Origin of the sequence: Bordetella genomosp. 13 (genome assembly GCF_007679965.1) — a bacterium.
Taxonomy (GTDB): domain Bacteria; phylum Pseudomonadota; class Gammaproteobacteria; order Burkholderiales; family Burkholderiaceae_B; genus Bordetella.
The window spans coordinates 19,313-45,147 of the sequence record NZ_VEHL01000009.1; the positions used below are offsets into that span (position 1 = coordinate 19,313).

A 25,835-nucleotide genomic window follows, 5' to 3' on the forward strand; every position below is an offset into this window, starting at 1 on the left:
GCACGAAGTTTCCCGGAGTCATCCATGGCTTTTCACCCCGTGTCGAACGTGATGTTGCGACGCTGCCTGTCCTTCCTGGCCGCCGGCGCTGTCCTGGCCGGCGCCGCGGCGCCCGCGCATGCGCAGCCGGTGCAGACCCAGAACCAGTCCGCGCCGCCCGCCATCGTGCTGCCCGACTTCACCGGCATCGTCGAGAAGGCCGATCCCGCGGTGGTCAATATCCGCACCACGGCCACCGTGCCGGTGCGCGGCATGGGCCCGGGCGGCGGCAACGACCCCTACGAGCTGTTCCGCTGGTTCTTCGGCCCCGACTTCCAGCCGCCGGGCCCGGGCGGCCGCCGCCAGCCGCCCACGCAGCCCCAGCAGCCGTCGCAGCCCGAAGAGCGCACCGTGCCGCGCGGCGTGGGCTCGGGCTTCTTCATTTCCGATGACGGCTACGTGCTGACCAACACGCACGTCATCAGCGAGGCCACCGACATCTACGTCACCCTGACCGACGGCCGCGAGTTCAAGGCCAAGGTCATCGGTTCCGACGAGCGCACCGACGTGGCGCTGATCAAGATCGACGGCAAGGACTTCACGCCGATGCCCATCGGCAACCCCAAGCAGCTGAAGAAAGGGCAATGGGTGCTGGCCATCGGCTCGCCGTTCGGCCTGGATTCCACCGTCACCTCGGGCATCGTCAGCGCCATCGGCCGCGACACCGGCGAATACCTGCCGTTCATCCAGACCGACGTGGCCGTGAACCCGGGCAACTCGGGCGGTCCGCTCATCAACCTGCAGGGCGAAGTGATCGGCATCAACTCGCAGATCATCTCGCGCAGCGGCGGCTTCATGGGCATTTCGCTGGCCATCCCCATCGACGAGGCCATGCGCGTGGTCGAGCAACTGCGCGCCACGGGCAAGGTCACGCGCGGCCGCATCGGCGTGCAGATCGGCGAAGTGGTCAAGGACGTGGCCGATGCCATCGGCCTGCCCAAGGCCGAAGGCGCGCTGGTCAGCAGCGTCGAGCCCGGCGGTCCGGCCGAAGACTCCGGCGTGCAGCCCGGCGACGTCATCACGTCGTTCAACGGCGAGGCCATTAAGCGCTGGTCCGACCTGCCGCGCATCGTGGGCGAAACCAAGCCCGGCACCACCGCGCCCATGGAAGTGTGGCGCAAGGGCCGCACGGTCAAGCTCAACGTCAAGGTCGGCGAGATCCCGTCCGAGAAGACGGCCGCCAAGGGCGCCGCCGAGACGCCTCCGAAGGCGCCGTCGGCCGACAACGTACTGGGCGTGGGCGTGGCCGACGTGCCGGCCGACATGCAGCGCAAGCTGCGCATCAAGGGCGGCGTGCTGGTCAAGGTGGCCAAGGCCCCCGCGGCCACTGCCGGCCTGCAGGAGAACGACGTGATCCTGGCGGTCAACGACAGCGACGTCACCGACGCCGCCCAGTTCGGCAAGCTGGTCGCCAAGCTGGACAAGGGCAAGGCGGTGGGCCTGCTGGTGCGCCGCGGCGACCAGACGCAGTGGGTGGCCGTGCAGCTCAACGCCAAATAAGGCGTTCGCCCCGCGGCGTGCGCGTCTGGCGCGCGGCCGTGGCCGGGGCGTCCGCTGCGCACGTCCGGCACGGCAACCCAAGACCGGCTAAAATGTCTGGTTGCCGCAAGAGGGGGCGCATGGCGCCCCCTCGTTTTTGCCCGATGGCCGCCCGCCGCCTGCCCCGATCATCCGGCGCAGCCCGGCCCGGCCGCCGGGCGAACCGCCGGTATTCCCCCGATTCGGCAATGCCGGACGCCGGTCGCGGCCAGCTCCGGGCAGAACCCGGAGCGGCACAAACCGAAACGGCACACCCCCTAAGTCCCTGGGGCCCGTAAGCCCCCGGCCGATCCGGGTCGAAAGCCGGCAAGCCCTGCCCCTGACAATTTCACGCCATGCAGCATATTCGCAATTTCTCCATCATCGCCCACATCGACCACGGCAAATCCACGCTGGCGGATCGCCTGATCCACCGGTGCGGCGGGCTGGCCGACCGCGAGATGTCCGCCCAGGTGCTGGACTCGATGGACATCGAGCGCGAGCGTGGCATCACCATCAAGGCCCAGACCGCGGCGCTGCACTACACGGCGCAGGATGGCAAGGTTTACAACCTCAACCTCATCGACACTCCGGGCCACGTCGACTTCTCGTACGAAGTCAGCCGTTCGCTGTCCGCCTGCGAGGGCGCGCTGCTGGTGGTGGACGCCTCGCAGGGCGTCGAGGCCCAGACCGTGGCCAACTGCTACACCGCCATCGAGCTGGGCGTGGAAGTGCTGCCGGTGCTGAACAAGATGGACCTGCCGCAGGCCGATCCCGAGGGCGCGCGCAAGGAGGTCGAGGACGTCATCGGCATCGACGCGTCGCGCGCGGTACTGGCCAGCGCCAAGACCGGCATGGGCATCGACGAGATCCTCGAGATGATCGTCGCGCACGTGCCGCCGCCCAAGGGCGACCCGGCCGCGCCGCTGCAGGCGCTGATCATCGACTCGTGGTTCGACAACTACGTCGGCGTGGTCATGCTGGTGCGCATCGTCAACGGCGTGCTCAAGCCCAAGGACAAGCTGCTGTTCATGGCCTCGGGCGCCACCCACCTGTGCGAGCAGACCGGCGTGTTCACGCCCAAGTCGCAGCCGCGTCCCAACCTGTCGGCGGGCGAGGTGGGCTTCATCATCGCCGGCATCAAGGAACTGGCCGATGCCAAGGTGGGCGACACCATCACCCTGGCCAACAATCCCGCCAGCGAGCCCGTGCCGGGCTTCAAGGAAGTCAAGCCGCAGGTGTTCGCGGGCCTGTACCCGGTGGAAAGCTCCGAGTACGACCAACTGCGCGACTCGCTGGAGAAGCTCAAGCTCAACGACGCCGCGCTGATGTTCGAGCCCGAAGTCTCGCAGGCGCTGGGCTTCGGCTTCCGATGCGGCTTCCTGGGCCTCTTGCACATGGAAATCGTGCAGGAACGCCTGGAGCGCGAATTCGACATGGACCTCATCACCACCGCGCCGTCGGTGGTGTACGAGGTCGAGCAGCGCGACGGCACGGTCATCACCGTGGAAAGCCCGTCGCGCATGCCCGAGGTCGGCAAGATCAACGACATCCGCGAGCCCATCGTCACGGTCACGCTGTTCATGCCGCAGGAATACGTGGGCGCGGTCATGACGCTGTGCAACGCCAAGCGCGGCGCGCAGATCGACATGAACTACTCCGGCCGCCAGGTGATCCTGAAGTACGAGATTCCGCTGGCCGAGATCGTGCTCGACTTCTTCGACAAGCTGAAGTCCGTGTCGCGTGGCTACGCCTCGATGGACTACGAGTTCCTCGAATACCGTTCGTCCGACGTGGTCAAGGTCGACCTGCTGATCAACAGCGACCGCGTGGATGCGCTGGCCATGATCGTGCACCGCTCCAATTCCCGCTACCGTGCGCGCGAGGTCGTCTCGAAGATGCGCGAGCTGATCCCGCGCCAGATGTACGACGTGGCGATCCAGGCGGCCATCGGCGCCGAGGTCATCGCGCGCGAGAACGTCAAGGCGCTGCGCAAGAACGTGCTGGCCAAGTGCTACGGTGGCGACATCTCGCGCAAGAAGAAGCTGCTGGAAAAGCAGAAGGCCGGCAAGAAGCGCATGAAGCAGGTGGGCAGCGTCGAGATCCCCCAAGAGGCCTTCCTGGCCATCCTGCAAGTGGAAGACAAGTAACCCGAATAGGCGACATTCGTCATGAGCTGGAACTTTGCCCTGATTCTTTTCATTCTGCTGGTGGTGACCGGCGTGATCTGGGTGCTGGACATGGCGGTGCTGCGCCGCCCGCGCCGCGCGCGCGCGCAACAGGCCATGCAGGCCTACGACGCGAACCCGGCCTATGATCCGCAGCAGGCCGAGCGCGAGCGCCGCGAGGCCGGCGAGCGCGCCGGCAAGGCGCCGTGGTGGGTCGAGTACGCGGTCAGCTTCTTCCCGGTGATCCTGTTCGTGTTCATGCTGCGCTCGTTCGTGGTCGAGCCGTTCCGCATTCCATCGGGGTCGATGCTGCCCACGCTGCAGTCGGGCGACCTGATCCTGGTGAACAAATTCAACTACGGCATCCGCCTGCCCATCGTCGACAGGAAAGTCATCGAGGTCGGCAAGCCCGCGCGCGGCGACGTGATCGTGTTCCGCTACCCCGTGGATACCGACGTCGACTACATCAAGCGCGTGGTCGGCCTGCCGGGCGACGAGATCGCCTACCTGGACAAGAAGCTGTACGTCAACGGCCAATTGGTGACGCATACCCGCGACGGCGACTACTACGAGCCGGACCGGGTGTCTTACGTGGCCCAGTATGACGAGAAATTGGGCGACGTTACCCACAAAATCCTGCTGGAAGAAGACCGTACGCAGGATTTTGGCCCCATCTGGAAGTTTCCCTTCATCGAGCAGTGCCAGTACCTGCGCAATGGCGTACGCTGCAAGGTGCCGGAAGGCCATTACTTCGCGATGGGCGACAACCGTGACAATAGTGCCGACAGCCGCTATTGGGGCTTCGTGCCAGACGGTAATATCGTGGGTAGGGCGTTCTTCGTCTGGATGAACTTCGGCGACCTGAGCCGCATCGGTCGCTTCCACTGATCTGCCATATCCATGTCCCTGGCCACCCTGGAAACCCGCCTGGATCACCGTTTCGGCAACCAGGCACTGCTCGAGCAGGCGCTGACGCATCGCAGTCATGGCGCGCGTCATAACGAGCGGCTGGAATTCCTGGGCGACGCGGTGCTGAACTTCGTCGTGGCGGCCATGCTGTTCGAGCGCTATGCGAAGCTCGACGAAGGCGACCTGTCGCGGCTGCGCGCCAACCTGGTCAAACAGGCCTCGCTGGCCGACATCGCGCAGCGCCTGGAGCTGTCGCAGTACCTGCGCCTGGGCGAAGGCGAACTGAAGAGCGGCGGCTTCCGCCGTCCGTCCATCCTGGCGGACGCGGTCGAGGCCATCTTCGGCGCGGTGTTCCTGGATGCGGGCTTCGACGCCGCGCGCAAGGTCATCGTCCGCCAGTACCAGCCAGTCATCGCCAACGTCGATCCCGCGACGCTGGGCAAGGATGCCAAGACGCTCCTGCAGGAGTTCCTGCAGGGCCGCAAGCTGCCGCTGCCGGTCTACACCGTGGTGGCCACCCATGGTGCGGCGCACAGCCAGCAGTTCGAAGTCGAATGCGCCATTCCGGCCTTCGAGATCAAGGTGGTGGCGCCCGGCGCCAGCCGGCGCGCCGCCGAGCAGTCCGCGGCCAAGCTGGCGCTGGAGGCCGCCCTGGCCGTCAGCCCGCCCGCGCGCGCGGCCCGCAAGTCGGGCAAGCCGCGCAAGACCGCGCAATTGTCGCTGCCCGTGGCAGTGGCGCAAGAGGTGAAATGAGCAATACCGAAGGGCAACAGCCTTCTTCTTCCGCCGGCGACGCTGCGTCGCAGGCCCCCGCGTCCTCGATCGACTCCATCGAGCGTGCCGGCTTCATCGCCGTGGTCGGCCGTCCCAACGTGGGCAAGTCCACGCTGACCAACGCGCTGATCGGCAGCAAGATCTCCATCGTGTCGCGCAAGGCGCAGACCACCCGCCACCGCATCCAGGGCGTGCTGACGCGCGAGCGCGAGCAGTTCGTGTTCGTGGATACGCCGGGTTTCCAGACCCGCCATGGCGGCGCGATGAACCGCATGATGAATCGCGTGGTCACGCAGGCGCTGGCCGACGTGGACGTGGTGGTGCATGTGGTCGAGGCCGGCAAGTGGAGCGACGGCGACGCGCGCCTGTTGCCGCTGCTGCCGGATCCGGCGCGCACCATCCTGGTGGTCAGCAAGATCGACACGCTGAAGAAGCGCGACGATCTGTTCCCCTTCGTGGCCAAGATCATGGCCCAGCATCCCTACGGCGCCGTGGTGCCCGTCAGCGCGGTCAAGGATCAGCAGCTGGACCAGTTGCTGGACGAGATCGCGCAGCGCCTGCCCGAGGGCGACGCGATGTTCGAGGAAGACACGCTGACCGACCGCTCGATGCGCTTCATCGCCGCCGAGCTGGTGCGCGAGAAGATATTCCGCCTGGTCGGCGACGAATTGCCATACGGCTGTACGGTGGTCATCGAGCAATGGGAAGAGGCCGACACGCTGGCGCGCATCGCCGCCTGCGTGGTGGTCGAGCGCGAAAGCCACCGCCCCATCCTGTTGGGATCGGGCGGCCAGCACATGAAGCGCATCGCCACCGAGGCGCGGCAGGACATCGCCAAGCTGCTGGACAAGACCGTGCACCTGGAAATCTACATCAAGGTACGCAAGGGCTGGTCCGACCGCGAAAGCGCGCTGCGCGACCTGGGCTATGAGTAAACGCGCGCTGCGCGTTCAGGACAGCTTTGCCTACATGCTCCACGCCACCGCGTGGCGCGAAACCTCGCTGGTCATACAGGCCTTCTCGCGCAGCCACGGCTGCCTGGCCCTGGTGGCCAAGGGCGCCAAGCGCCCGTATTCGACCTTGCGTCCGGTGCTGTCGGCCTTCCAGCCGCTGGCCCTGTCCTGGAGCGGCGGCGGCGAGGTCAAGACACTGACGCGTGCCGAGGTGTCCGGCGTGCGCCCGCTGGCGGGCGGCGCGCTGATGTCCGCCTGGTACATGAACGAGCTGTTGCTGCGGCTGCTGCCGCGCGAGGACGCCCATCCGGTGCTGTTCGACGCCTACGACACGGCGCTGGCGCAGCTGTCGGGCGGGTCCCGCGCGTCCGCGGCGCTGCGGCGCTTCGAGTGGGTGCTGCTGCGCGAGACGGGCTACGGCCTGGACGAGGCGGAGCCAGACTTCGCCGATCCGGCCACCGAGCCTGAACTGCGCCGCGCGCTGCGGGAGCGGCTCGAGGCCAACCTGGCCGGTCGGCCACTGGCCACGCGGCGGGTGCTGATGGATCTGCAGCGCTTCTGAAGGTGCGCTGTCGCCGGATGCCGCGATCCGCAGCGCTTTCACGGCTTCGCCGTTCCCGGAGCGACGGCCTGCGGCGCTGCCGCGCCTGCGTCGGCTCGGATGCGACAAGGCCCGCCATTCCTGGCGGGCCTTGTCGTTTGCGACGGCACGCGGCCTGCGGGCCGCGCGGTGCCAGCGCTTGCTTACTCGCGTTCCCCGCCGAAAATGCCCAGCAGGGCCAGCAGGTTGGCGAAGACGTTGTACACGTCCAGGTAGATGGCCAGCGTGGCCGAGACATAGTTGGTCTCGCCGCCGTTGACCACGCGCTGCAGGTCGACCAGCATGAAGGCCGAGAAGATCACCACGGCCAGCGTGGACACCATCAGCATGATGCCGGCCATCTGCAGGAAGATATTGGCCAGCGCGGCCACCAGGATCACCATGGCGCCCGCGAACAGCCACTTCTGCAGGCCGGACAGGTCGCGCTTGATGGTGGAGGCCAGCGTGGCCATGGTGCCGAACACGATCGCGGTGCCGCCGAAGGCCGTCATGACCAGCTGCGAGCCGTTGGACAGGTTCATCACGAAGCCCAGGATGCGGGACAGCATGATGCCCATGAAGAACGTGAAGGCCAGCAGCAGGACCACGCCCAGCGAGCTGTGCTTGTTCTTCTCGATGGCGAACATCATGCCGAACGCGCCGACCAGGAACACGATGGCGGACAGGCCGGGGCTGGCGCCCATCACCTGGTTCAGGCCGGTGTACAGGCCGACGGCCGAGCCCAGCACGGTGGGAATCAGGGACAGGGCAAGCAGCCAGTACGTGTTGCGCAGGACACGATTCCGGACGACCTCGCCCGGCGCGCCGTAGCCGGAGCGGTCATAGGGGGTGGGGCGGTATTCGTTCATGGCATTCCTCTCTACGGGGTATGGCACCCGACTAACATTGGAGGCGAAGAATACCTGACAGTTCCCTTAATTCATAGAAAATCCTGGCGATGGGCCTAATGGCTTACGCGAAGACGAACGCAACCGGCCGGCGCGAGTGACCCGGGCCGGCGGCGCAGCGTTGGCCGGGTGATGTCAGCCAGGGCGGACGCGGCCCAGAGTACGGGCGACGATCGCCGGCAGTTCGGCTTCCAGGCGGGTGCGCAGCAGCACGGACGCCTCCTGCACGGCGGCCTGTACCGCCTGTTCGATCTCGGCCTGCAGCGCGGCGCGCAGCACCGCCTCGGGGATGCTGGCCGAGGCAGTGGACGGAGCGCTCGCCGCCGGCGCGGGCGACAGGTCGGGCTCGAGGCCGGGATGCACGGGCGGCACGTAGCGCGGCGGCGCCTGCGGGGCCTCGGCCGGCGCGGTGGGCTGGTAATCGGGCATCTGCGGACGGGCGGTGTACGGCGGGCCCGAGTCCAGCGGGTAGGGCTTGGCCGGATGGTCCGCCAGCGGGCCCGTGGCACGCAGCGGCGCATGGGGAGGCAGCCGGCCGGCACGGTCGCCCACGGGCGTGTACGGCTCGGAAGGGCCCAGTTCAAGGTAGGAGTGCGGCGGCAGCGCCGCGGCCGTGCCGGGGGGCGGTTCCGGCGGATCGTCCGCCGGCTGGCTCAGCACCGGGATGTCATCGGACGGTTCCCGGGGGGCCAGGTAGATGTCGCCCAGCACGGGAGTGTCGTCGTCCCGTGGCAGGACGGCGTCGGGGGACAGCGTGGGTTCGGCGCGTTGCGTCAGCGTGGGGATGCCGGCGTCGCGGTGAGGCGTGTAGGGGCGTGGCATGGCATGTCTCTCGGAACGCGTCCCCGGGGCCGCATTGTGGCGTTCGGCGGGGGGCGCTCAGGCGCCCGCTGCCCGGGTCAGGTCATGGCTTTGCAGGGGATGTCCCGCTGCCTGATAGGTGCGCCAGCGCTGCCGCGCAGCCTGGCGGTCGGCCGGGTCGTCGGAGACGAATTCCAGCAGTCTTGCGAATCCATCATAGTTCGGCGGGCACGCATCGTCCAAGTTCAGCAGCCAGGTTTCCGGTGCGTCGGGCGCCGGTGCTTCGGGCGTCGATGCGCCGGGCGCCGATGCGTCGGGCGCCGATGCGTCGGGCGCCGCCGGGCGCCGCGCCAGGGCCAGGGCGGGATCGGCTGCCGTCAGCACCACGGGCGTATCGGGGGCCAGCGGATCGTTGGCCAGCACGTGCGGCACGAAGGAGATGTCGTCGAAGGCCCACAGCATGCGGTCGAAGGCCGACAGGCGCCTGCCGTCGCTGCAGTAGACCACCATGCGCTGGCCGGCCAGGTAGCGCTTGCGCGCGGTCTGGCAGGCAGCGCGCAGGCGGTCGCCGGCGCCGAAGGCGAAGTCGATGCGCGTCATTACGTCGGCCCCCGCCGGTTCAGGCGCGGTCCAGCAGGTACTGCGTCAGCAGCGGCACCGGACGGCCCGTGGCGCCCTTGTCCTTGCCGCCCTTCCAGGCGGTGCCGGCGATGTCCAGGTGCGCCCACGGATAGGCCTTGGCGAAGCGCGACAGGAAGCACGCCGCCGTGACGGCGCCCGCCTGCGGGCCGCCGATGTTGGCGATGTCGGCGAAGTTGGACTTCAGCTGTTCCTGGTAGGCATCGTCCATCGGCATGCGCCAGGCCGTGTCCAGCGCCTGGCGGCCGGCGGCCAGCAGGGCGTCGGCCAGGGCGTCGTCCTTGGCGAACAGGCCGGTGTTGACGCCGCCCAGCGCGACCACGCAGGCACCGGTGAGCGTGGCGATGTCGATCACGGCCGAGGGCTTGAAGCGTTCGGCGTAGGTGAGGGCGTCGCACAGCACCAGGCGGCCTTCGGCGTCGGTGTTGAGGATCTCGATGGTCTGGCCGGACAGGCTGGTGACCACGTCGCCCGGCTTGTTGGCCTTGCCGCTGGGCATGTTCTCGCACGCGGCGATCAGGCCGATGACCTCGAACGGCAGTTCCAGTTCGGCCAGGGCGCGGAAGGTGCCCAGCACGCTGGCGGCGCCGCACATGTCGTACTTCATCTCGTCCATGGTGGCCGCGGGCTTGATCGAGATGCCCCCCGAGTCGAACGTGATGCCCTTGCCGACGAGCACGACGGGCCCGGCGGCGGCGCCGCCGGCGGCCGACGCCGATTTGGCCTTCTTGGCGGCCGGGGCGGGCGCCGCGCCGGCGTGGCGCAGCACGATGAAGCGCGGCGGTTCGTCGGAGCCGCGGGCCACCGACAGGAACGAGCCCATGCCCAGCGCCTCGATCTGCTTGCGCTCGAGCACCTCGACCTTCAGGCTCTTGAATTCGCGGGCGAGTTTCTTGGCGGTCTCGCCCAGATAGGTGGGCGTGCAGACGTTGCCGGGCAGGTTGCCCAGCGTGCGGGTCAGTTCCATGCCGTTGGCGATGGCGGCGCCTTCGCGCAGGCCTTGCTGGGCCTGCGCGGTGTCGGCCCGTTCGACCACCTGCACGATCTTGCGCAGCTTGGGGCGCGCATCGCGGTCGGGTTTGCCGAAGGTGGCGTCGTAGTGATAGGTGGCGCTGCCGGCTGCGATGGCGGCCGTGCGGGCGCGGGCGCGCAGCGGCGTGCCGGGGATGTCCAGCGCGGCCAGCGTGGACACGCCTTCGGTCAGCTGGGCCGCGACGCAGGCCGCGGCGAACGCCTGTTCGGCGCTGGCGTGGGTGCGGGCCGAGTATTCCTCGCGCTTGCCCAGGCCGACCAGCACCACGCGCTGCGCGGCGACGCCGGGCAGGTTGCGCAGGACCAGGGTGGCGCCGGGACGGGCCCGGAACTCGGCCTTGACGACGGTGCGCAGCGCGGCGTTGGCGGCGCGGTCGATCAGTTCGGCGGCGGGGCTGAGGTGGCCGTCCGCATAGACTCCCACCGCCAGCGCGGCGGTCTTGATCTGATGCAGGGAAGCGGTGGTCTGTGTGCTAAATTCCATGAGGAAAATCCCCGAGTGGCTCATCGATACCGCTCGATTATCCCGCATTTTTCTCATGTCCCTCTTCAAACGGTCTGTCGTCAGCGAGATCACCAGTCACGCCGGCGTGGTGTTCTCTACCCTGGTGGTGGTGTGGCTCAGCGTTCTGCTGGTGCGCCTGCTGGGCGAGGCGGCAGGCGGCTCCATCGGCGCCGACGTCGTGGTCGGCCTGGCGGCGTTCTCCACCGTCACCGCCTTGCCCACCATCATGGCGGTGGCCCTGTTCATCGCGGTGCTCACCACCGTCACGCGCAATTACCGCGAATCCGAGATGGTCGTGTGGTTCGCCAGCGGCCTGTCGCTGGCCGACTGGCTGCGTCCGGTGCTGCGCGTGGCCGTGCCCACCGCCATCATCGTGGCGGTGCTCACGCTGGTGGCGTCGCCGTGGGCCTACCGGCAGATCGGCGAGTACCGCCAGCGCTTCGAGCAGCGCTCCGACCTGTCCAAGGTCACGGCCGGTCAGTTCGCCGAATCCGATCGCGGCAACCGGGTGTTCTTCGCCGAGGATCCGGCGCAGCCCACCGACGAGCTGGGCAACGTCTTCGCGCGCGCCATCGATCCCGAATGGCACAGCGTGCTGACCGCCAGCAGCGCCCACACCGAGACCATGCCCAATGGCGACCGCTTCCTGGTGCTGGGACGGGGCCATCGCTATGACCTGAAGCCGGGCACGCCCGAGGTGCGGCTGGTCGACTTCGACCGCTACGGCATCCGCCTGGAAAGCAAGGCGGGCGTGGATCCGGCGGCCGACGCGCGCGCCGCGGCCGAGCGCTCCAGCAAGGCGCGCCACACGATGCAGCTGGTCGCGGACAACACCGACAGCTCGTGGTCGCAGGTGATGTGGCGCATCGCGATGCCGCTGGCCACGCTCAACCTGGCGCTGCTGGCCATTCCGCTGGGCGCGGTCAATCCGCGCCTGGGCCGCTCCGGCGATCTGCTGATGGCCGGCCTGATCGCGCTGCTGTACATGAACCTGATCAACCTGTCGCGAGCCTGGATCGGCGACGGCAAGCTCAGTTTCGGACTGGGCGTATGGCTCATCCACGCCGTGGTGGCGGCATTGTTCGGGTGGCTGCTGATGCGGCGGCTGCGGCTGAAGGCGCCGCGCGAAGCCAAGGCCTGACGGGACGGCGGCCGCGGGCGACCGGCTGCGGGCGACCGGCTGCGGGCGACCGGCAGCGGGTGCCCGGTGCCTTGGGACGCACGTCCGCGGGCCTGCACGGGCTACGCGCCCGCCTCGTCCTCTTTTCCGCGCCCCTCGGGCAGGTAATGCATGCGCCCCTGCGTGCCTGCCAGCAGCGGCGCGTTGCGCTGCACCGAGCGGCGCAGGAAATCCCACAGCACGGCCACGCGCTTCAGGCGCCGCAGGTCTTCGTGGCAATACATCCAGAAGCTGCGCACGATGGCGATCTCCTGCGGCAGCACGGGCTGCAGGCGCGGGTCCTGGGCGGCGATGAAGCACGGCAGGATGGCCAGCGAGCGGCCCTGCAGCGCCGCGTGGTATTGCGCGATCACGCTGGTGCTGCGCAGCACCACCCGGCTGTCGGGCAGCAGGTCTTCCAGGTAGCGCAGCCGCTGGCTGAACACCAGTTCCTCCACGTACCCGATGAAGCTGTGGCCGGCCAGGTCTTCGCGCCGCTGGATCGGCGCATGGCGCGCCAGGTAGCCGGGGGTGCCGTACAGCATCAGCGTGTAGTCGCACAGCTTGCTGCACACATAGGGCCCGCGCTGCGGACGTTCGATGGTGATCGCCAGGTCCGCCTCGCGCTTGGACAGGCTGACGAAGCGCGGCACCGGCAGGATGTCCAGCGTGATGTGCGGATAACGCCGCTGGAAGTCCGCCGCCAGCGGCGTCAGCACGTAGCTGCCGAAGCCCTCCGTGGCGCCGATGCGCAGGTGGCCCGACAGCGCCTGGCCGATACCCGACAGGCTTTCGCGCGCGGCCGCCACCGCGTTCTCCATCTGCTCGGCGTGCACGAACAACCGTTGCCCGTCGCCCGTCAGCATGAAGCCGGCGCTGCGCGATTTCTCGAACAGCAGGCTGTCCAGCTCGGTCTCCAGCAGGCGGATGCGACGCGACACCGTCGTGTGTTCCACCCCCAGCAGGCGCGCCGCCGCACTGACGCGCTGCGTGCGCGCCACCGCCAGGAAGTAGCGCAGGCTGTCCCAATCGAGCATGGCCAAGGTCTCCGTATCGTTGTGCATGGATGCACAACGAATGTGCATCTGTAGTGTTGCTCGGGGATTTTCACACACCTACACTCGGAAAGGGACCGCTTGCGGGACCCATACAACAATACCGAGGAGACACGCATGACGATGCACGCAAGCGGCCTGGCCGCGGGGCTGCGGCTGGGCGCATTGGCCACCGCATTGGCCGCCTCCCTGATTTCCACGCACGCCGGCGCGGCCGAACGCCCGCCGGTGAAGATCGGCATCCTGACCGACATGTCGGGCACCTACGCCGCGATGGGCGGCGCCGGTTCGGTGGCGGCCGCGCAGCTGGCCATCGACGATTGCCTGGCCGCCGAATGCAAGGGCATGCGCATCGAGCTGGTGTCGGCCGACAACCAGAACAAGGCCGACGTGGGCGCGGCGCGGGCGCGCGAGTGGTTCGACCGCGATGGCGTCACCGCCATCGCCGACCTGACCAACTCGGCCGTGGCGCTGGCCGTCCAGGGCATCGCGCGCGAAAAGAACAAGGTGGTGATGTTCTCGGGCCCGGCCACCACGGCGCTGACCAACAAGGACTGCTCGCCGGTCGGCTTCCACTGGATGTTCGACACCTATTCCCAGTCGGCCGGCGGCGCCAAGGCCACGGTGCGCGCGGGGGGAAAGTCCTGGTATTTCGTCACGGTGGACTACGCCTTCGGCCACTCGCTGGAGGCCGATACGGCCAAGGCCGTCAAGGCGCTGGGCGGCTCGGTGGCGGGCAGCGTGCGGCACCCGCTGAACGCGCCGGATTTCGCGTCCTATCTGCTGCAGGCGCAGAGCTCGAAGGCGCAGGTGGTGGCGCTGGCCAATGGCGGCCAGGACACGGTGAACGCGGTGAAGCAGGCGCGCGAGTTCGGCATCGTGGCGGGCGGGCAGCGGCTGGTGTCGCTGCTGGTCTTCCTGTCCGACCTGCGCGCGCTGGGCCTGGAGAACGCGCAGGGGCTGTCCTACGTCGACGGGTTCTACTGGGACCACGACGATGCCTCGCGCCAGTGGTCGGCGCGATTCGAAAAGGCGTACCGCGGCACCAAGCCGACCATGACGCATGCGGGCGTGTATTCCAGCGTGCTGCACTACCTGCGCGCCGTGGCGGCCGCGGGGAGCACCGACGGCAAAGTGGTGGCCGACAAAATGCGGGCCACGCCGATCCGCGACCCGATCATGCGCAATGCGTCGATCCGGCCCGACGGGCGCGTGATCCACGACATGTACCTGTACGAAGTGAAGACGCCCGGCGATTCCAAGGGCGGCTGGGACTATTCCAAGCTGGTGGCGACCATTCCCGCCGCCGAGGCGTTCCAGCCGCTGTCCGAATCCTCGTGCCCGCTGGTCACGGCGGGCAAGTAGTCGTCGGACGCGGGCAATCACCAACGATATTCATCGACACCCGAGCGGCCCGCGAGGCCGCGCATGACAACCCAAGCAGTGCGAGGAGCAAAGAACATGGCCGAAGTCCCGAACCTGCCGCTGTTGATCGGCGGCGAGCTGGTGCAGTCCAAGACCACGCAGTGGCGCGACGTGATCAACCCCGCCACCCAGGAAGTGGTCGCGCGGGTCCCCATGGCCACCCGCGAGGAACTGGACCGCGCCGTGGCCAACGCGAAGGAGGCCTACCAGGGCTGGCGCAACAGCGGCCAGGGCGCGCGCATGCGCGTGATGCTGAAGCTGCAGCAACTGATGCGCGACAACACCGGCAAGCTGGCCGAACTGATCACGCGCGAGCACGGCAAGACCCTGCCCGACGCCGAAGGCGAAGTGGGGCGCGGGCTGGAGGTGGTGGAGCACGCATGCTCGATCGCCAGCCTGCAGCTGGGCGAGTACGCCGAGAACGCGGCCTCGGGCATCGACGTATACACGCTGATCCAGCCGTTGGGCGTGTGCGCAGGCATCACCGCGTTCAACTTCCCGGTGATGCTGCCGTGCTTCATGTTCCCGCTGGCGGTGGCTTGCGGCAACACTTTCGTGCTCAAGCCCTCCGAGCAGGATCCGTCTTCCACGCTGTTCCTGGCCCAGCTCGCGCTGGAAGCCGGCCTGCCGCCCGGCGTGCTGAACGTGGTGCATGGCGGCCCGGACATCGCCAACGGCCTGTGCGAGCATCCGGACGTCAAGGCGGTGTCATTCATCGGCTCGACGCGCGTGGGCACGGAAATCTACAACCGCGCCTCGGCCGCGGGCAAGCGCTGCCAGGCGATGATGGGCGCCAAGAACCATTGCGTGGTGCTGCCCGACGCCGATCCCGAGGTGGCGCTGAACCAGCTGCTGGGCGCGGCCTTCGGCGCCGCGGGCCAGCGCTGCATGGCGGCCTCGGTGGCGGTGCTGGTGGGCGAGGCGCGCAATTGGCTGCCCGAATTCGTCGAGCGCGCCAGGCAACTGAAGGTGAATGCCGGCACCGATCGCCAGGCCGACCTGGGCCCGCTGGTGTCGGCCAACGCGCGCAAGCGCGTCGAGAGCCTGATCCAGCAGGGCGTGGACGAAGGCGCCAGGCTGCTGCTGGACGGCCGCGACGTCAAGGTCGCGGGCTTCGAGCAGGGCAACTTCGTGGGGCCCACGGTATTCGGCGACGTGACCGAGACCATGAACATCTACACCGAAGAGGTCTTCGGGCCGGTGCTGTGCGTGGTGGGCGTGGAGACCCTGGAAGAGGCGGTGGCCTTCGTCAACCGCAATCCCAACGGCAACGGCGTGGCGCTGTTCACGCAGGACGGCGGCGCCGCGCGCTACTTCCAGAACAACATCGACGTGGGGCAGGTGGGCATCAACATTCCCATTCCGGTGCCGGTGGCCTGGTTCAGCTTCACCGGTTCGCGGGGCTCCAAGCTGGGCGACCTGGGCCCCAACGGCAAGCAGGCCGTGCAGTTCTGGACGCAGACCAAGACGGTGACGGCGCGCTGGTCGGCGCATGGGCGTACGGTGAACACCACGATCTCCATGCGCTGACCGTCCGCTGCTGTGGGGGACGCATGTAAGTTTATATTTATAAGTTATTTGGACAAGGTTCTATATTACTTATAATCAGTTCTTCCCAAGAAGGGCCGACTTCATGAACCTGCAGCAATTCCGCTTCGTGCGAGAGACCATCCGGCGCGACTTCAACCTGACCGAAGCCGCCCGGATGCTCTACACCTCCCAGCCCGGGGTGTCGAAGGCCATCATCGAGTTCGAGGACGAGCTCGGCGTGAAGATCTTCGAACGCCACGGCAAGCGCATCAAGGGGCTGACCAAACCCGGCCTGGCCGTCTCGCAGGTCATCGACCGCATCATGCGCGAAGTCGACAACCTGAAGAAAGTCAGCGACGAGTTCGCCCGCCGCGACGAAGGCGGCCTGGTCATCGCGTGTACGCACACCCAGGCGCGCTACCTGCTGCCGCGCGTCATCCCCGCTTTCCGCAAGCAGTTCCCCAAGGTGCACCTGTCGCTGGCCGAAGGCAGCCCGGCGCAACTGGCCGAGATGGTGTTGCATGAGCAGGCCGACCTGGCGCTGGCCACCGAGTCGCTGGCGCTGACGCCCGGCCTGGCCACGCTGCCGGTCTATGCCTGGGAGCACACCGTGGTGGTGCGGCCCGATCATCCGCTGGCCGAGCTGACCTCCAGCGAGGCGAAGCGCCTGACGCTGAACCAGCTGGCCGAATTTCCCATCGTCACCTACGACCGCGCGTTCACGGGGCGGTCCACCATCGACGAGGTGTTCGCCACCCAGGGCATCCATCCCGACATCGTGCTGGAAGCCATCGATGCCGACGTCATCAAGACCTACGTGGACGTGGGCCTTGGCATCGGCATCATCGCCGGCGTGGCGTACGACCCGCGCCGCGACGGCAACCTGGTGGGACTGCCGGTCGGCCACCTGTTCGGCACGCACACCACCCGCGTGGGCCTGAAGTCGGGCGTGTTCCTGCGCGACTACGTCTACACCTTCCTGGAAATGCTGGCCCCCGCGCTGTCGCGCCAGGTGGTGACCGAAGCGGTGCAGGGCGCGCGCGCCGAGTGAACCCGCCCCGCCGCCCCCCCTGGCGGGGGCGATCCGACGAGAACGCCGCGAATGCGGCGTTTTTTTATGTCCGTCCCACTGGACGCGGCTATCGGAACAGCGGGGTCATTAAAAGATTAAATAAGAACCGATCTCATTTGATTTGACTAAACAATAGGAATCATTATCATTAACACCAGTCTCAAACACACCAGGGAGCATCACCATGGCGGCAGTGGCGGCAGGACTGAGTGCAGTGATAGTGGGCGCCGATCGACTCGGCAATATTCCGGACCTCCTGAAAGGGCACAACATTTCGATCACGCACCACATCAGCGGCCGTGATCCCTCGCATCAGAAGAAGACGTTGCAGTTGCCCTCGGGCACCCAACTGGTGATCCTTCTGACGGATTTCCTGGGCCACAACGTCATGAAGACATTTCGCCATGCCGCGCAGCGCGCCGGCATCCGCGTGGTGGCTTGTCGGCGCTCGGTGTGCAGCATGCAGCAGGCGCTGCAGCAATGCGGCCTGTGCCCCAACGCCGCCCAGTGCCCCAACGCGCGTTGAACATCGTCGGCTGAGACCGCCGCGGGTGGCGCCGCGGGCGTGATGCGAGACAAGGAAGCGGCCGGAACGCATGGCGGTCCGGCCGCTTCGTGCTTGATGGGACAGGCAGGCAGGCGGACGGAGGCGACGCACAGCGCGGCCCGGAATGACGACGGGCCCGCATCGCGGGCCCGGAGGGCATTGCCTGTGCGCCTGGCAGGATTCAGTCGGCGCGGGCCGAGGCCACGCCCGTGCTGGAGATGCGGCGCGCGCCGTTGTAGCGCTTGTTCCAGTAGGCCATTTTCATGTCCTCGACGCGCACCACGCCGCCCGCGCTGGGGGAGTGGACGAAGCGGTCGGCGCCCATGTAGATGCCGACGTGCGAGTAGCGGCGGCCCATCGTGTTGAAGAACACCAGGTCGCCGGGACGCAGCTCGTCGCGCGACACGGAGGTGCCCCAGCCGGCGATCTCGGCGGCATTGCGGGGCAGCTTCAGGCCCAGCGAACGTTCGGCCGAATAGCGCACCAGGCCGCTGCAATCGAAACCGGTGTCGGGCGAACTGCCGCCGAAGCGGTAGCGCACGCCCAGCTGGGTGAGGGCTTCGCCCACCAGCGGGTTGTCGTCGGCCAGGGACAGGGAACGGCGCGGCTCGGACTTGCGGGCCAGCTTCTGCGACACCAGTTCGCCGATGGGATCGCTGGAGGCCGTCCAGTCGCCATCGTAGCGGTCGTAGCCGCCTTCGTTGCCGTAGTCGTGGCGGTCGGCGCGGGGGCCGCCCACCTGGTTGTTCGCGCAGCCTGCCATCACCACCACACAACTGATCGCGCCGAGCAACCGGACCCACGGCATGGCGCGGCGGGTATTGGAAACGGCAAGCGAGGAGTGGGGCCTGGTCTGAGGCATTGTTCTCGAGGAAAAACTACGCTGGTGGGGCCGGGAGCGGCCACCGGAGGGTAACAAGGAATAGCGCGATTCTATCAAACCGATTGTGACAGTCTGTGTGGTCAACGCAGACATCTCGCACGGTTCTACGGGAAATGCGGGTTGATCTTGGCGCGATCCTCGGAGAGACTGAGGGCGCCGCGGCACGCTTCATGAAGCCGTGCGTGCCACGATAAGACCAGTGAATGCTGCAAGAAAAGAGCGACCTGGACGCCGATGCGGCATAACGGCTTGCTGCAAAAGGCTACCGAAATATATCAGGAGACATACATGGAAAAAACCCGGGATTTCCACTATCGGTCCATCCATGACCCCGACGGGTTCTGGCGCGACGAATCGCAGCGCGTCCACTGGGAAACGCCGTTCTCCCAGGTCCTGGACGACAGCCGCCTGCCCTTCGCCCGCTGGTATGTCGGGGGCCGCACCAATCTCTGCTACAACGCCGTCGACCGCTGGCTGCCGCAGTTCGGCGACCGGACGGCGCTGGCGTGGGTCTCCACCGAGGTCGACCAGGAGCGCGTCTACACGCGCGCCCAGCTGCACGCCGAGGTGAACGCGGTGGCGGCCATGCTGCGCGAGCAGGGCGTGGACCGCGGCGACCGCGTGCTGATCTACATGCCGATGGTGCCCGAGGCGGTCTTCGCCATGCTGGCCTGCGCCCGCATCGGCGCGGTGCACTCCGTGGTGTTCGGCGGCTTCGCGTCGGTGAACCTGGCGCAGCGCATCGACGACGCCGCGCCCAAGGTGCTGATCTGCGCCGACGGCGGCTCGCGGGCCGGCAAGGTCGTGCCGTACAAGCCGCTGGTCGACAAGGCGCTGGGCCTGTGCAAGCAGCCGCCCTCGGCCGTCATCGTGCTGGACCGCGGACTGGTTCCGTACGCGCCGCAGGCCGGCCGCGACCTGGACTACGCCGAGCTGCGCCGCCGCCACGACGGCGCCGAGGTGCCGGTGCAATGGATGGAGTCGTCGGAGCCCAGCTACGTGCTGTACACCTCGGGCACCACGGGCCGTCCCAAGGGCGTGCAGCGCGACACCGGCGGCTATGCCGTGGCGCTGGCCGCTTCCATGGAATACCTGTTCGACGGCAAGCCCGGCGACACCTTCTTCTGCACCAGCGACATCGGCTGGGTGGTGGGGCACTCGTACATCGTCTACGGCCCGCTGATCGGCGGGCAGGCCACCGTGCTGTACGAGGGCACGCCGGTGCGGCCCGATGGCGCCATCCTGTGGAAGCTGGTAGAACGGTTCGGCGTGAACACGCTGTTCTCGGCGCCCACGGCCGTGCGCGTGCTCAAGCGCCAGGACCCGGCGCTGCTGCGCCGCCACGACCTGTCCACGCTGCGCGCCGTGTACCTGGCCGGCGAGCCGCTGGACGAGCCCACCGCGCGCTGGGTGTCCGAAGGGCTGGGCAAGCCCATCATCGACAATTACTGGCAGACCGAATCGGGCTGGCCGATCCTGTCGGCGCAGCCGGGCGTCGAGCGCGTGGCCACGCGCTTCGGCAGCCCGTCGTTTCCCACCTACGGCTTCGACGTGCGCATCGTCAGCGAGGCCACGGGCGAAGACCTGGAGCCCGGCGAGAAGGGCGTGGTGGCCATCGAGCCGCCGCTGCCGCCGGGCGCCATGGCCACCATCTGGGGCGACGACGAGCGCTTCGTGCAGACCTATTTCACGTCCATTCCGGGCCGCCAGGTGTATTCCACCTTCGACTGGGGGCGGGTGGACGAGGACGGCTACTGGTACATCCTGGGCCGCACCGACGACGTCATCAACGTGGCGGGGCACCGCCTGGGCACGCGCGAGATCGAGGAGTCCATCAATGGCCATGCAGGGGTGGCCGAGTGCGCCGTGGTGGGCGTGGCCGACGAGTTGAAGGGGCAGGTGGCCATGGCCTTCGTGGTGTTGAAGCGGCCCGACGACGCGCAGGACGCCGACGCCGCCCGCGCGCTGGAAGGCGATATCATGCGGGTCGTGGAAGAGCAGCTCGGCGCGGTGGCGCGGCCTGCGCGCATCCGCTTCGTCGGCGCGCTGCCCAAGACGCGCTCGGGCAAGGTGCTGCGCCGGGCCATCGTCGCCGTGTGCGAGAACCGCGACCCGGGCGACCTCACCACCATCGAAGATCCCACAGCCCTGCAACAGATCAAGGAATCCTTGCAATGAAAAGCAAACCCGTGCTGACCGCCGACGACGTGAAGAAAATCCTGGCGGCGGCCGAAGCCCATGCGCTGGCCAACAAGTGGGCCGTGACCATCGCCGTGGCCGACGACGGCGGCCATCAACTGGGCCTGCTGCGCCTGGACGGCGTGGCGCCGGTGTCTTCGTACATCGCGCCCGCCAAGGCGCGCACCGCGGCCCTGGGCCGCCGCGACTCCGCCGGCTACGAGGAGGTCATCAACAAGGGCCGCACCGCGTTCCTGTCGGCGCCGCAGCTCGAAGGCATGCTCGAGGGCGGCGTGGTCATCGTGGCCGAAGGCCAGGTGATCGGCGCGGTCGGCGTGTCCGGCGTGAAGTCGAACGAAGACGCAGAGATCGCCCGCGCGGGCATTGCCGCGCTGGGCCTGTGATTCCGGACGCGTCCGGGCAAGCCCCGGCCGGCGCACCCGATGCGCCGGCGCGGGGCGCGCTGAACCCCGGCGTCACCCGGCGCGAGTTGTGGGCCTGGGCGATGTACGACTTCGCTAATTCGGGCTACACCACCGTCATCCTCACGACGGTGTTCAGCACGTATTTCGTCGGTGTGGTGGGCGGCCGGGCGCACTGGGCCACGCTGGCCTGGACGGCGGCCCTGTCGCTGTCCTACCTGGCCATCATGCTGACCATGCCGACGCTGGGCGCGCGCGCCGACGCGCGCGCCGGCAAGCGTCGGCTGCTCTACACCAGCACGCTGGGCTGCGTGGCGGCCACGCTGGTCCTGACGCAGGCCGGGCCCGGCGACGTGTGGCTGGCGCTGGCCGCCATCGCGCTGTCCAACTACTGCTATTGCATCGGCGAATCCATCATCGCCGCGTTCCTGCCCGAACTGGCGCGCCCGCATGCGCTGGGCCGCGTGTCGGGATGGGGCTGGAGCTTCGGCTATTGCGGCGGCATGCTCACGCTGGGCCTGTCGCTGGCCGTGGTCATGGGCGGCGAGGCGCGCGGCCTGGGGGCGGCGCAATACGTGCCGTGGGTGGTGGTGGTCACCGCCGTGATGTTCGCGCTGGCGGCGCTGCCGTCTTTCTTCCTGCTGCGCGAACGCGCTCGGCCGCACGCGCCCGCGCTGGGCCAGTCCGGCGTGCTGGACATGCTGGCGCGCCTGGGCCGCGCCTGGCGCGACACCGGCCAGCACTATCCCGAATTCCGCCGGCTGCTGATGTGCGGCGCCAGCTACCAGGCCGGCATCGCCGTGGTGGTCACGCTGGCCGCCGTGTACGCCGAACAGGTCATGGGCTTCGGCATGTCGCAGACCATGATGCTGGTGTTCACGGTCAACATCGCCGCGGCCGTCGGCGCGTTCAGCTTCGGCTACGTACAGGACCGCATCGGCCACAAGCGCGCGCTGGCCCTGACGCTGGCGGGCTGGATCGTGATGGTGCTGACGGCCTTCGCCGCCGTCACCGCGCCGGTGTTCTGGGTGTCGGCCATGCTGGCCGGGTTGTGCATGGGCACCAGCCAGAGCGCGGGCCGCGCCATGGTGGGCGCGCTGGCGCCGCCCGCGCGGCTGGCGGAGTTCTTCGGGCTGTGGACCTTCGCCATCCAGCTGGCGGCGGTTATCGGGCCGCTGACCTACGGGCTGGTCACCTGGATCACGCTGGGCAACCACCGGCTGGCCATCCTGGTCACCGGCGTGTTCTTCGTCGGCGGCCTGCTGCTGCTGGCGCGGGTGGACATGGCGCGCGGCATCGCGCGCCAGGCGGGCGGCGGCCAGGCCGTCAGCTGATCCTTCCGGGCGTGCCGCCCGCGCCCATGTCCCAGTACAGGCCCGTCATCAGCCGCAGCGCCTCGCGCAGCAGCTCGGGCGGCAGATGTTCGTTGGGCGCATGCTGCGAACAACCGGGATACGAGTGCGGCACCCACACCGTGGGCAGGCCCAGCACGTCGGTGAAGATGTCGTTGGGCAGCGAACCGCCCAGGTTCGGCAGGATGGCGGTCTTCTTGCCGCTGGTCTGTTCCAGCGACGCGACCGTCCAGCCCACCCAGGGATCGTCCGGGTCCAGCCGCGTGGCGCGGAACATGCTTTCGCGCGTGGTCGCGACCTTCACCATCTGGAAGCCCTCGCGGTCCAGGTGGCGCCGCAGCGCCGGCATCAGGTCGTCGGGATCCACGCCGACCACGAAGCGCAGCTGGCAGCGCGCCCAGGCGCGCGGCGGGATGGCGTTGACCGGCGTGTCGGGGTTGCCCGTCTTGAAGGCCAACACTTCGAACGAACACCAGCCGAACACGCGCTCGGCCGGCGACAGGCCCGGTTCGCCCCAGTCCGGCTCGATGACCGGGCCGTCGGCGCCGCCGTCGACCTCGCAGTCGGCCAGCACGCGCCGCACCGAGTCCGGCAGCGCCTGGGGGCGCCACTCGGGCACGCGTATCTGCCCGGTAGGCGACACCAGCGAGGCGATGGCATGCGCCAGCTGGATGCCGGGGTTGGAGATCAGGCCGCCCCAGTTGCCGGAGTGATGGCCGCCCGCGCGCGCGTCGATGGTCAGGTCGAAGTTCAGGCTGCCCCGGGCACCCAGGAAGACGGTGGGGCGCGGCGCGCTCAGGCGCGGGCCGTCGGAGGCGACCAGCACGTCGGCGGCGAAGGTCTCGCGGTTCGCTACGCACAGTTCGCGCAGGCCCGGCGAGCCGGTTTCCTCGCCCATCTCGATCAGGTATTTGGCGTTGAAGCCCAGCCGCCCGCGCGTCTGGTGCACGATGCGCAGCGCCTCCATGTTGACGGTGTGCTGGCCCTTGTTGTCGGCGATGCCGCGGCCGTACCAGCGCTGCTGCGATTCGGTCAGCGTCCAGGGCGACAGGCCCGGCAGCCATTCCGGTTCCAGGCCGCGGATAACGTCGCCATGGCCGTAGCCGAATACGGTGGGCAGGGCGGGGTCCTCGATGCGCTCGGCATACAGGAAGGGCGCCTTCGCCTTCTCGTGCGTCAGTTCGCGGCACGTGAATCCCATGGCTTCGAACGCCGGGCGCATCTCGGTGCGCAGGTATTGCTCCAATGCCTCCGCGCGATCCGGATTCTGGCTTTCGGTGGGCACGGCGAGGCGCCGCGCCAGCAGTTCGCGGAAGGCGCCGGAATCGAAATGTCGCTCGGCTTGTTCAATGGCTAGTGTGCGGGTTGCGGGCGTACCTTCGTGCTGCGCACTCCGGTATTCGCCCTTGGGGCGGCTCGGCGGGTTCATGCGGGTTCCTCTGTGGGCGGGAAGACGAGGTGGCAGGCGGCGGCGCCCTGGCTGTCCGCGCGCAGTGCGGGCCGCGCCTGCGCGCAGACGGGCATCGCGTGCGGGCAACGCGGGTGGAAGGGGCAGCCGGACGGCGGGTTCAGCGGGTCGGGAAACGAGATGCCCAGGCCGGTGTCCGGCAGGCCCAGGCCCGGCTCGGGCGTGAGCACCGAGGCCAGCAGCGCCTGCGTGTACGGATGGCGCGGGCGCGCGAACAGCTCCGCGGTGGGGGCCGACTCGACCACGCGGCCGAGATACATCACCGCCACGTGGGTGGCGATGTGCTCGACCACCGCCAGGTTGTGGCTGATGAACACATAGGTCAGGTTGAAGTCGCGGCGCAGCTCCATCAGCAGGTTCATGATCTGCGCCTGCACCGAGACGTCCAGCGCCGAGGTGGGCTCGTCGCAGATCACCAGTTCGGGCTTCATGACCAGCGCGCGCGCGATGGCCACGCGCTGGCGCTGCCCGCCGGACAGCTGGTTGGGCGTGTTGTGCGCCAGGCGGGACGGCAGGCCGACCCGCTCCAGCATCTCGATGGCCTTGTGCTGTTTCGGATTGGGAATGCCGTGCACTTCGAGCGGCAAGGACACGATGGAAGCGATGCTGCGGCGCGGGTTCAGCGAGGAGTAGGGATCCTGGAAGATCGGCTGCAGGCGCCTGGCCATGGCGCGGCGGCCGAGCTGCGCGATGTCCTGTCCGTCCAGCTCGATGTGGCCGGCGCTGGGCGCGGTCAGGCCCAGCAGCAGGCGGGCAAGGGTGGACTTGCCGCAGCCCGATTCGCCGACGATGCCCAGCACCGAGCCGCGTTCGACGGCGAGGTCCACGCCGTTGACGGCGTGCAGGGTGCGGCGCGGGCGGAACATGCCGGCGCCCACCCGGAAGCTGCGCTGGACCTGGCGCGTGCGCAGCAGCGGAGCGGAGGTCGGGTTCATGCAACGGCTCCCAGATCGGTGTGGACGCAGCGCCACTGCTGTCCCTGTTCGCTGCGGTGCAAGGGGATGGCTGCGCGGCATGAGGGTTCCGCGTAGCGGCAGCGGTCGGCGAAGGCGCAGCCGGCGAAGTCCCCGACCAGCGAGGGCACGACGCCAGGTATCGTGCCCAGCGGGCTGCCCGGCGTGCTGCGGCCGGGCACCGGGATACAGTCCAGCAGGCCGCGCGTGTAGGGATGCCGCGGGCTGGCGAAGAGCTCGCGAACCGGTGCGGCTTCGACCACCTGGCCCGCGTACATCACCGCCACGTGATGCGCGATGCGCGCGACCACGCCCAGGTCGTGCGTGATCAGCACCATGGCGATGCCCAGTTCGGCCTGCAGGTCGGCCAGCAGGCGCAGGATCTGCGCCTGGATGGTGACGTCCAGCGCGGTGCTGGGCTCGTCGGCGATCAGCACCTCGGGGCCGCACATCAGCGCCATCGCGATCATCACGCGCTGGCGCAGGCCCCCCGACAGCTGGTGCGGATACTGCTCCAGGCGCTGGCCCGCCGAGGCGATGCCCACCTTGTGCAGCAGCTCGGCCGCGCGCTCGCGCGCCTGCGCCGCGCTGGCCTTGCGGTGGTGGATATAGTGCTCGGTCAGCTGGGTGCCGATGGTGTAGGCCGGGTTCAGCGCGGTCATGGGTTCCTGGAAGATCATGGCCATCTTGTCGCCGCGCAGCGCATTGGCGCGCCGCCGGCTGGCGCGCGCCAGGTCCTCGCCCATGATGGACAGGCGCCGGGCGCTGCGCCGCGCGGCGCGCGGCAGCAGCCCCATGATGGCCAGCGACGTCATGGACTTGCCGCAGCCGGATTCGCCCACCAGACACAGCGTCTGTCCGCGCCGCACCTGGAACGACACGTCGCGCACCGCGTGCAGCGTGCCGCCGGCCGTGTCGATGTCGACCGACAGCCCCTCGATCTCCAATGCAGTGTCGTTCGCCAT

General features: G+C 68.6%; 23 protein-coding genes. 14 read left to right on the forward strand and 9 right to left on the reverse strand.

Going from position 1 to position 25,835, the window contains the following annotated elements:
* Window positions 1–24: 24 nt before the first annotated feature.
* The 6 genes from FS845_RS20230 to recO all read left to right on the forward strand — a co-directional run bounded on the left by FS845_RS20230 (window position 25) and on the right by recO (window position 6,923).
* Entirely contained in the window at window positions 25–1,539 is a 1,515-nt protein-coding gene (locus FS845_RS20230; RefSeq protein WP_260986373.1) for a DegQ family serine endoprotease, read from the forward strand.
* 374 nt (window positions 1,540–1,913) lie between these two features.
* Complete coding sequence (gene lepA / locus FS845_RS20235) at window positions 1,914–3,707, forward strand: translation elongation factor 4 (RefSeq protein ID WP_144638702.1); 1,794 nt, start codon at window positions 1,914–1,916, stop codon at window positions 3,705–3,707.
* 21 nt (window positions 3,708–3,728) lie between these two features.
* Window positions 3,729–4,613, forward strand: coding sequence for a signal peptidase I (gene lepB / locus FS845_RS20240; RefSeq protein WP_144638703.1), 885 nt, complete (start codon window positions 3,729–3,731; stop codon window positions 4,611–4,613).
* 12 nt (window positions 4,614–4,625) lie between these two features.
* Window positions 4,626–5,387 carry a ribonuclease III gene (rnc, locus tag FS845_RS20245; RefSeq protein ID WP_144638704.1) on the forward strand — a complete coding sequence of 254 codons (762 nt, stop codon included), beginning with the start codon at window positions 4,626–4,628 and terminating at the stop codon, window positions 5,385–5,387.
* Window positions 5,384–6,343 (forward strand): GTPase Era, encoded by a 960-nt coding sequence (era, locus tag FS845_RS20250; protein ID WP_260986374.1) that lies wholly within the window; start codon window positions 5,384–5,386, stop codon window positions 6,341–6,343. The genes rnc and era overlap by 4 nt, the downstream gene beginning before the upstream one ends.
* On the forward strand, window positions 6,336–6,923 hold the full coding sequence (gene recO, locus FS845_RS20255) for a DNA repair protein RecO (protein WP_144638705.1): 588 nt from the start codon (window positions 6,336–6,338) through the stop codon (window positions 6,921–6,923). Before era ends, recO begins: the two co-directional genes overlap by 8 nt.
* Before the next feature lie 182 nt (window positions 6,924–7,105).
* On the opposite strand, the gene FS845_RS20260 is transcribed toward recO, so the two are convergent.
* From FS845_RS20260 to FS845_RS20275, 4 genes are all read right to left on the reverse strand, one after another.
* Entirely contained in the window at window positions 7,106–7,810 is a 705-nt protein-coding gene (locus FS845_RS20260) for a Bax inhibitor-1/YccA family protein (RefSeq protein ID WP_144638706.1), read from the reverse strand.
* Window positions 7,811–7,984: 174 nt separating this feature from the next.
* Complete coding sequence (locus tag FS845_RS20265; RefSeq protein WP_144638707.1) at window positions 7,985–8,671, reverse strand: hypothetical protein; 687 nt, start codon at window positions 8,669–8,671, stop codon at window positions 7,985–7,987.
* Window positions 8,672–8,728: 57 nt separating this feature from the next.
* Window positions 8,729–9,250, reverse strand: coding sequence for a DNA polymerase III subunit chi (locus tag FS845_RS20270; protein WP_144638708.1), 522 nt, complete (start codon window positions 9,248–9,250; stop codon window positions 8,729–8,731).
* Window positions 9,251–9,269: 19 nt separating this feature from the next.
* A complete protein-coding gene (locus tag FS845_RS20275; protein WP_144638709.1) occupies window positions 9,270–10,805 on the reverse strand; it encodes a leucyl aminopeptidase in 1,536 nt (511 codons plus the stop codon).
* 55 nt (window positions 10,806–10,860) lie between these two features.
* Between FS845_RS20275 and lptF the strand changes: the two genes are divergently transcribed.
* Window positions 10,861–11,967, forward strand: coding sequence for an LPS export ABC transporter permease LptF (gene lptF, locus FS845_RS20280; RefSeq protein WP_144638710.1), 1,107 nt, complete (start codon window positions 10,861–10,863; stop codon window positions 11,965–11,967).
* Between the two features lie 101 nt (window positions 11,968–12,068).
* Here the strand turns inward: lptF and FS845_RS20285 are convergent, their stop codons facing one another.
* Window positions 12,069–13,022 carry a LysR family transcriptional regulator gene (locus FS845_RS20285; RefSeq protein ID WP_144639167.1) on the reverse strand — a complete coding sequence of 318 codons (954 nt, stop codon included), beginning with the start codon at window positions 13,020–13,022 and terminating at the stop codon, window positions 12,069–12,071.
* A gap of 135 nt (window positions 13,023–13,157) precedes the next feature.
* On the opposite strand from FS845_RS20285, the gene FS845_RS20290 reads away from it, so the two are divergent.
* From FS845_RS20290 to FS845_RS20305, 4 genes are all read left to right on the forward strand, one after another.
* Window positions 13,158–14,405 (forward strand): ABC transporter substrate-binding protein, encoded by a 1,248-nt coding sequence (locus FS845_RS20290; RefSeq protein ID WP_144638711.1) that lies wholly within the window; start codon window positions 13,158–13,160, stop codon window positions 14,403–14,405.
* A 96-nt stretch (window positions 14,406–14,501) separates the two neighbouring features.
* Window positions 14,502–15,995 (forward strand): CoA-acylating methylmalonate-semialdehyde dehydrogenase, encoded by a 1,494-nt coding sequence (locus tag FS845_RS20295; RefSeq protein WP_144638712.1) that lies wholly within the window; start codon window positions 14,502–14,504, stop codon window positions 15,993–15,995.
* 103 nt (window positions 15,996–16,098) lie between these two features.
* The gene (locus FS845_RS20300; protein ID WP_144638713.1) at window positions 16,099–17,046 is read left to right on the forward strand and encodes a CysB family HTH-type transcriptional regulator; all 948 of its coding nucleotides are present in this window, start codon (window positions 16,099–16,101) and stop codon (window positions 17,044–17,046) included.
* 214 nt (window positions 17,047–17,260) lie between these two features.
* Complete coding sequence (locus FS845_RS20305) at window positions 17,261–17,593, forward strand: DUF2325 domain-containing protein (RefSeq protein ID WP_144639169.1); 333 nt, start codon at window positions 17,261–17,263, stop codon at window positions 17,591–17,593.
* A 202-nt stretch (window positions 17,594–17,795) separates the two neighbouring features.
* Here the strand turns inward: FS845_RS20305 and FS845_RS20310 are convergent, their stop codons facing one another.
* Complete coding sequence (locus FS845_RS20310) at window positions 17,796–18,422, reverse strand: C40 family peptidase (RefSeq protein WP_409929324.1); 627 nt, start codon at window positions 18,420–18,422, stop codon at window positions 17,796–17,798.
* A 363-nt stretch (window positions 18,423–18,785) separates the two neighbouring features.
* Here FS845_RS20310 and FS845_RS20315 point away from each other — a divergent pair, with 363 nt between their 5' ends.
* The 3 genes from FS845_RS20315 to FS845_RS20325 are packed head-to-tail and all read left to right on the forward strand — an operon-like array spanning window position 18,786 to window position 22,431.
* A complete protein-coding gene (locus tag FS845_RS20315) occupies window positions 18,786–20,675 on the forward strand; it encodes a propionate--CoA ligase (protein WP_409929316.1) in 1,890 nt (629 codons plus the stop codon).
* Window positions 20,672–21,079, forward strand: a complete 408-nt coding sequence (locus tag FS845_RS20320) for a GlcG/HbpS family heme-binding protein (RefSeq protein WP_144638716.1) — start codon at window positions 20,672–20,674, stop codon at window positions 21,077–21,079. Before FS845_RS20315 ends, FS845_RS20320 begins: the two co-directional genes overlap by 4 nt.
* The gene (locus FS845_RS20325; RefSeq protein WP_409929318.1) at window positions 21,076–22,431 is read left to right on the forward strand and encodes an MFS transporter; all 1,356 of its coding nucleotides are present in this window, start codon (window positions 21,076–21,078) and stop codon (window positions 22,429–22,431) included. The genes FS845_RS20320 and FS845_RS20325 overlap by 4 nt, the downstream gene beginning before the upstream one ends.
* Here FS845_RS20325 and FS845_RS20330 read toward each other — a convergent pair.
* From FS845_RS20330 to FS845_RS20340, 3 genes are read right to left on the reverse strand one after another with little or no spacing between them, the layout of a single operon-like run.
* A complete protein-coding gene (locus tag FS845_RS20330) occupies window positions 22,424–23,878 on the reverse strand; it encodes a M20 family metallopeptidase (RefSeq protein ID WP_144638719.1) in 1,455 nt (484 codons plus the stop codon). The two genes, FS845_RS20325 and FS845_RS20330, sit on opposite strands and share 8 nt — an antisense overlap.
* Window positions 23,875–24,852 (reverse strand): ABC transporter ATP-binding protein, encoded by a 978-nt coding sequence (locus FS845_RS20335; protein WP_144638721.1) that lies wholly within the window; start codon window positions 24,850–24,852, stop codon window positions 23,875–23,877. The genes FS845_RS20330 and FS845_RS20335 overlap by 4 nt, the downstream gene beginning before the upstream one ends.
* Window positions 24,849–25,835: an ABC transporter ATP-binding protein gene (locus FS845_RS20340; protein WP_144638724.1), complete on the reverse strand. Its 987-nt coding sequence runs from the start codon at window positions 25,833–25,835 to the stop codon at window positions 24,849–24,851. Before FS845_RS20340 ends, FS845_RS20335 begins: the two co-directional genes overlap by 4 nt.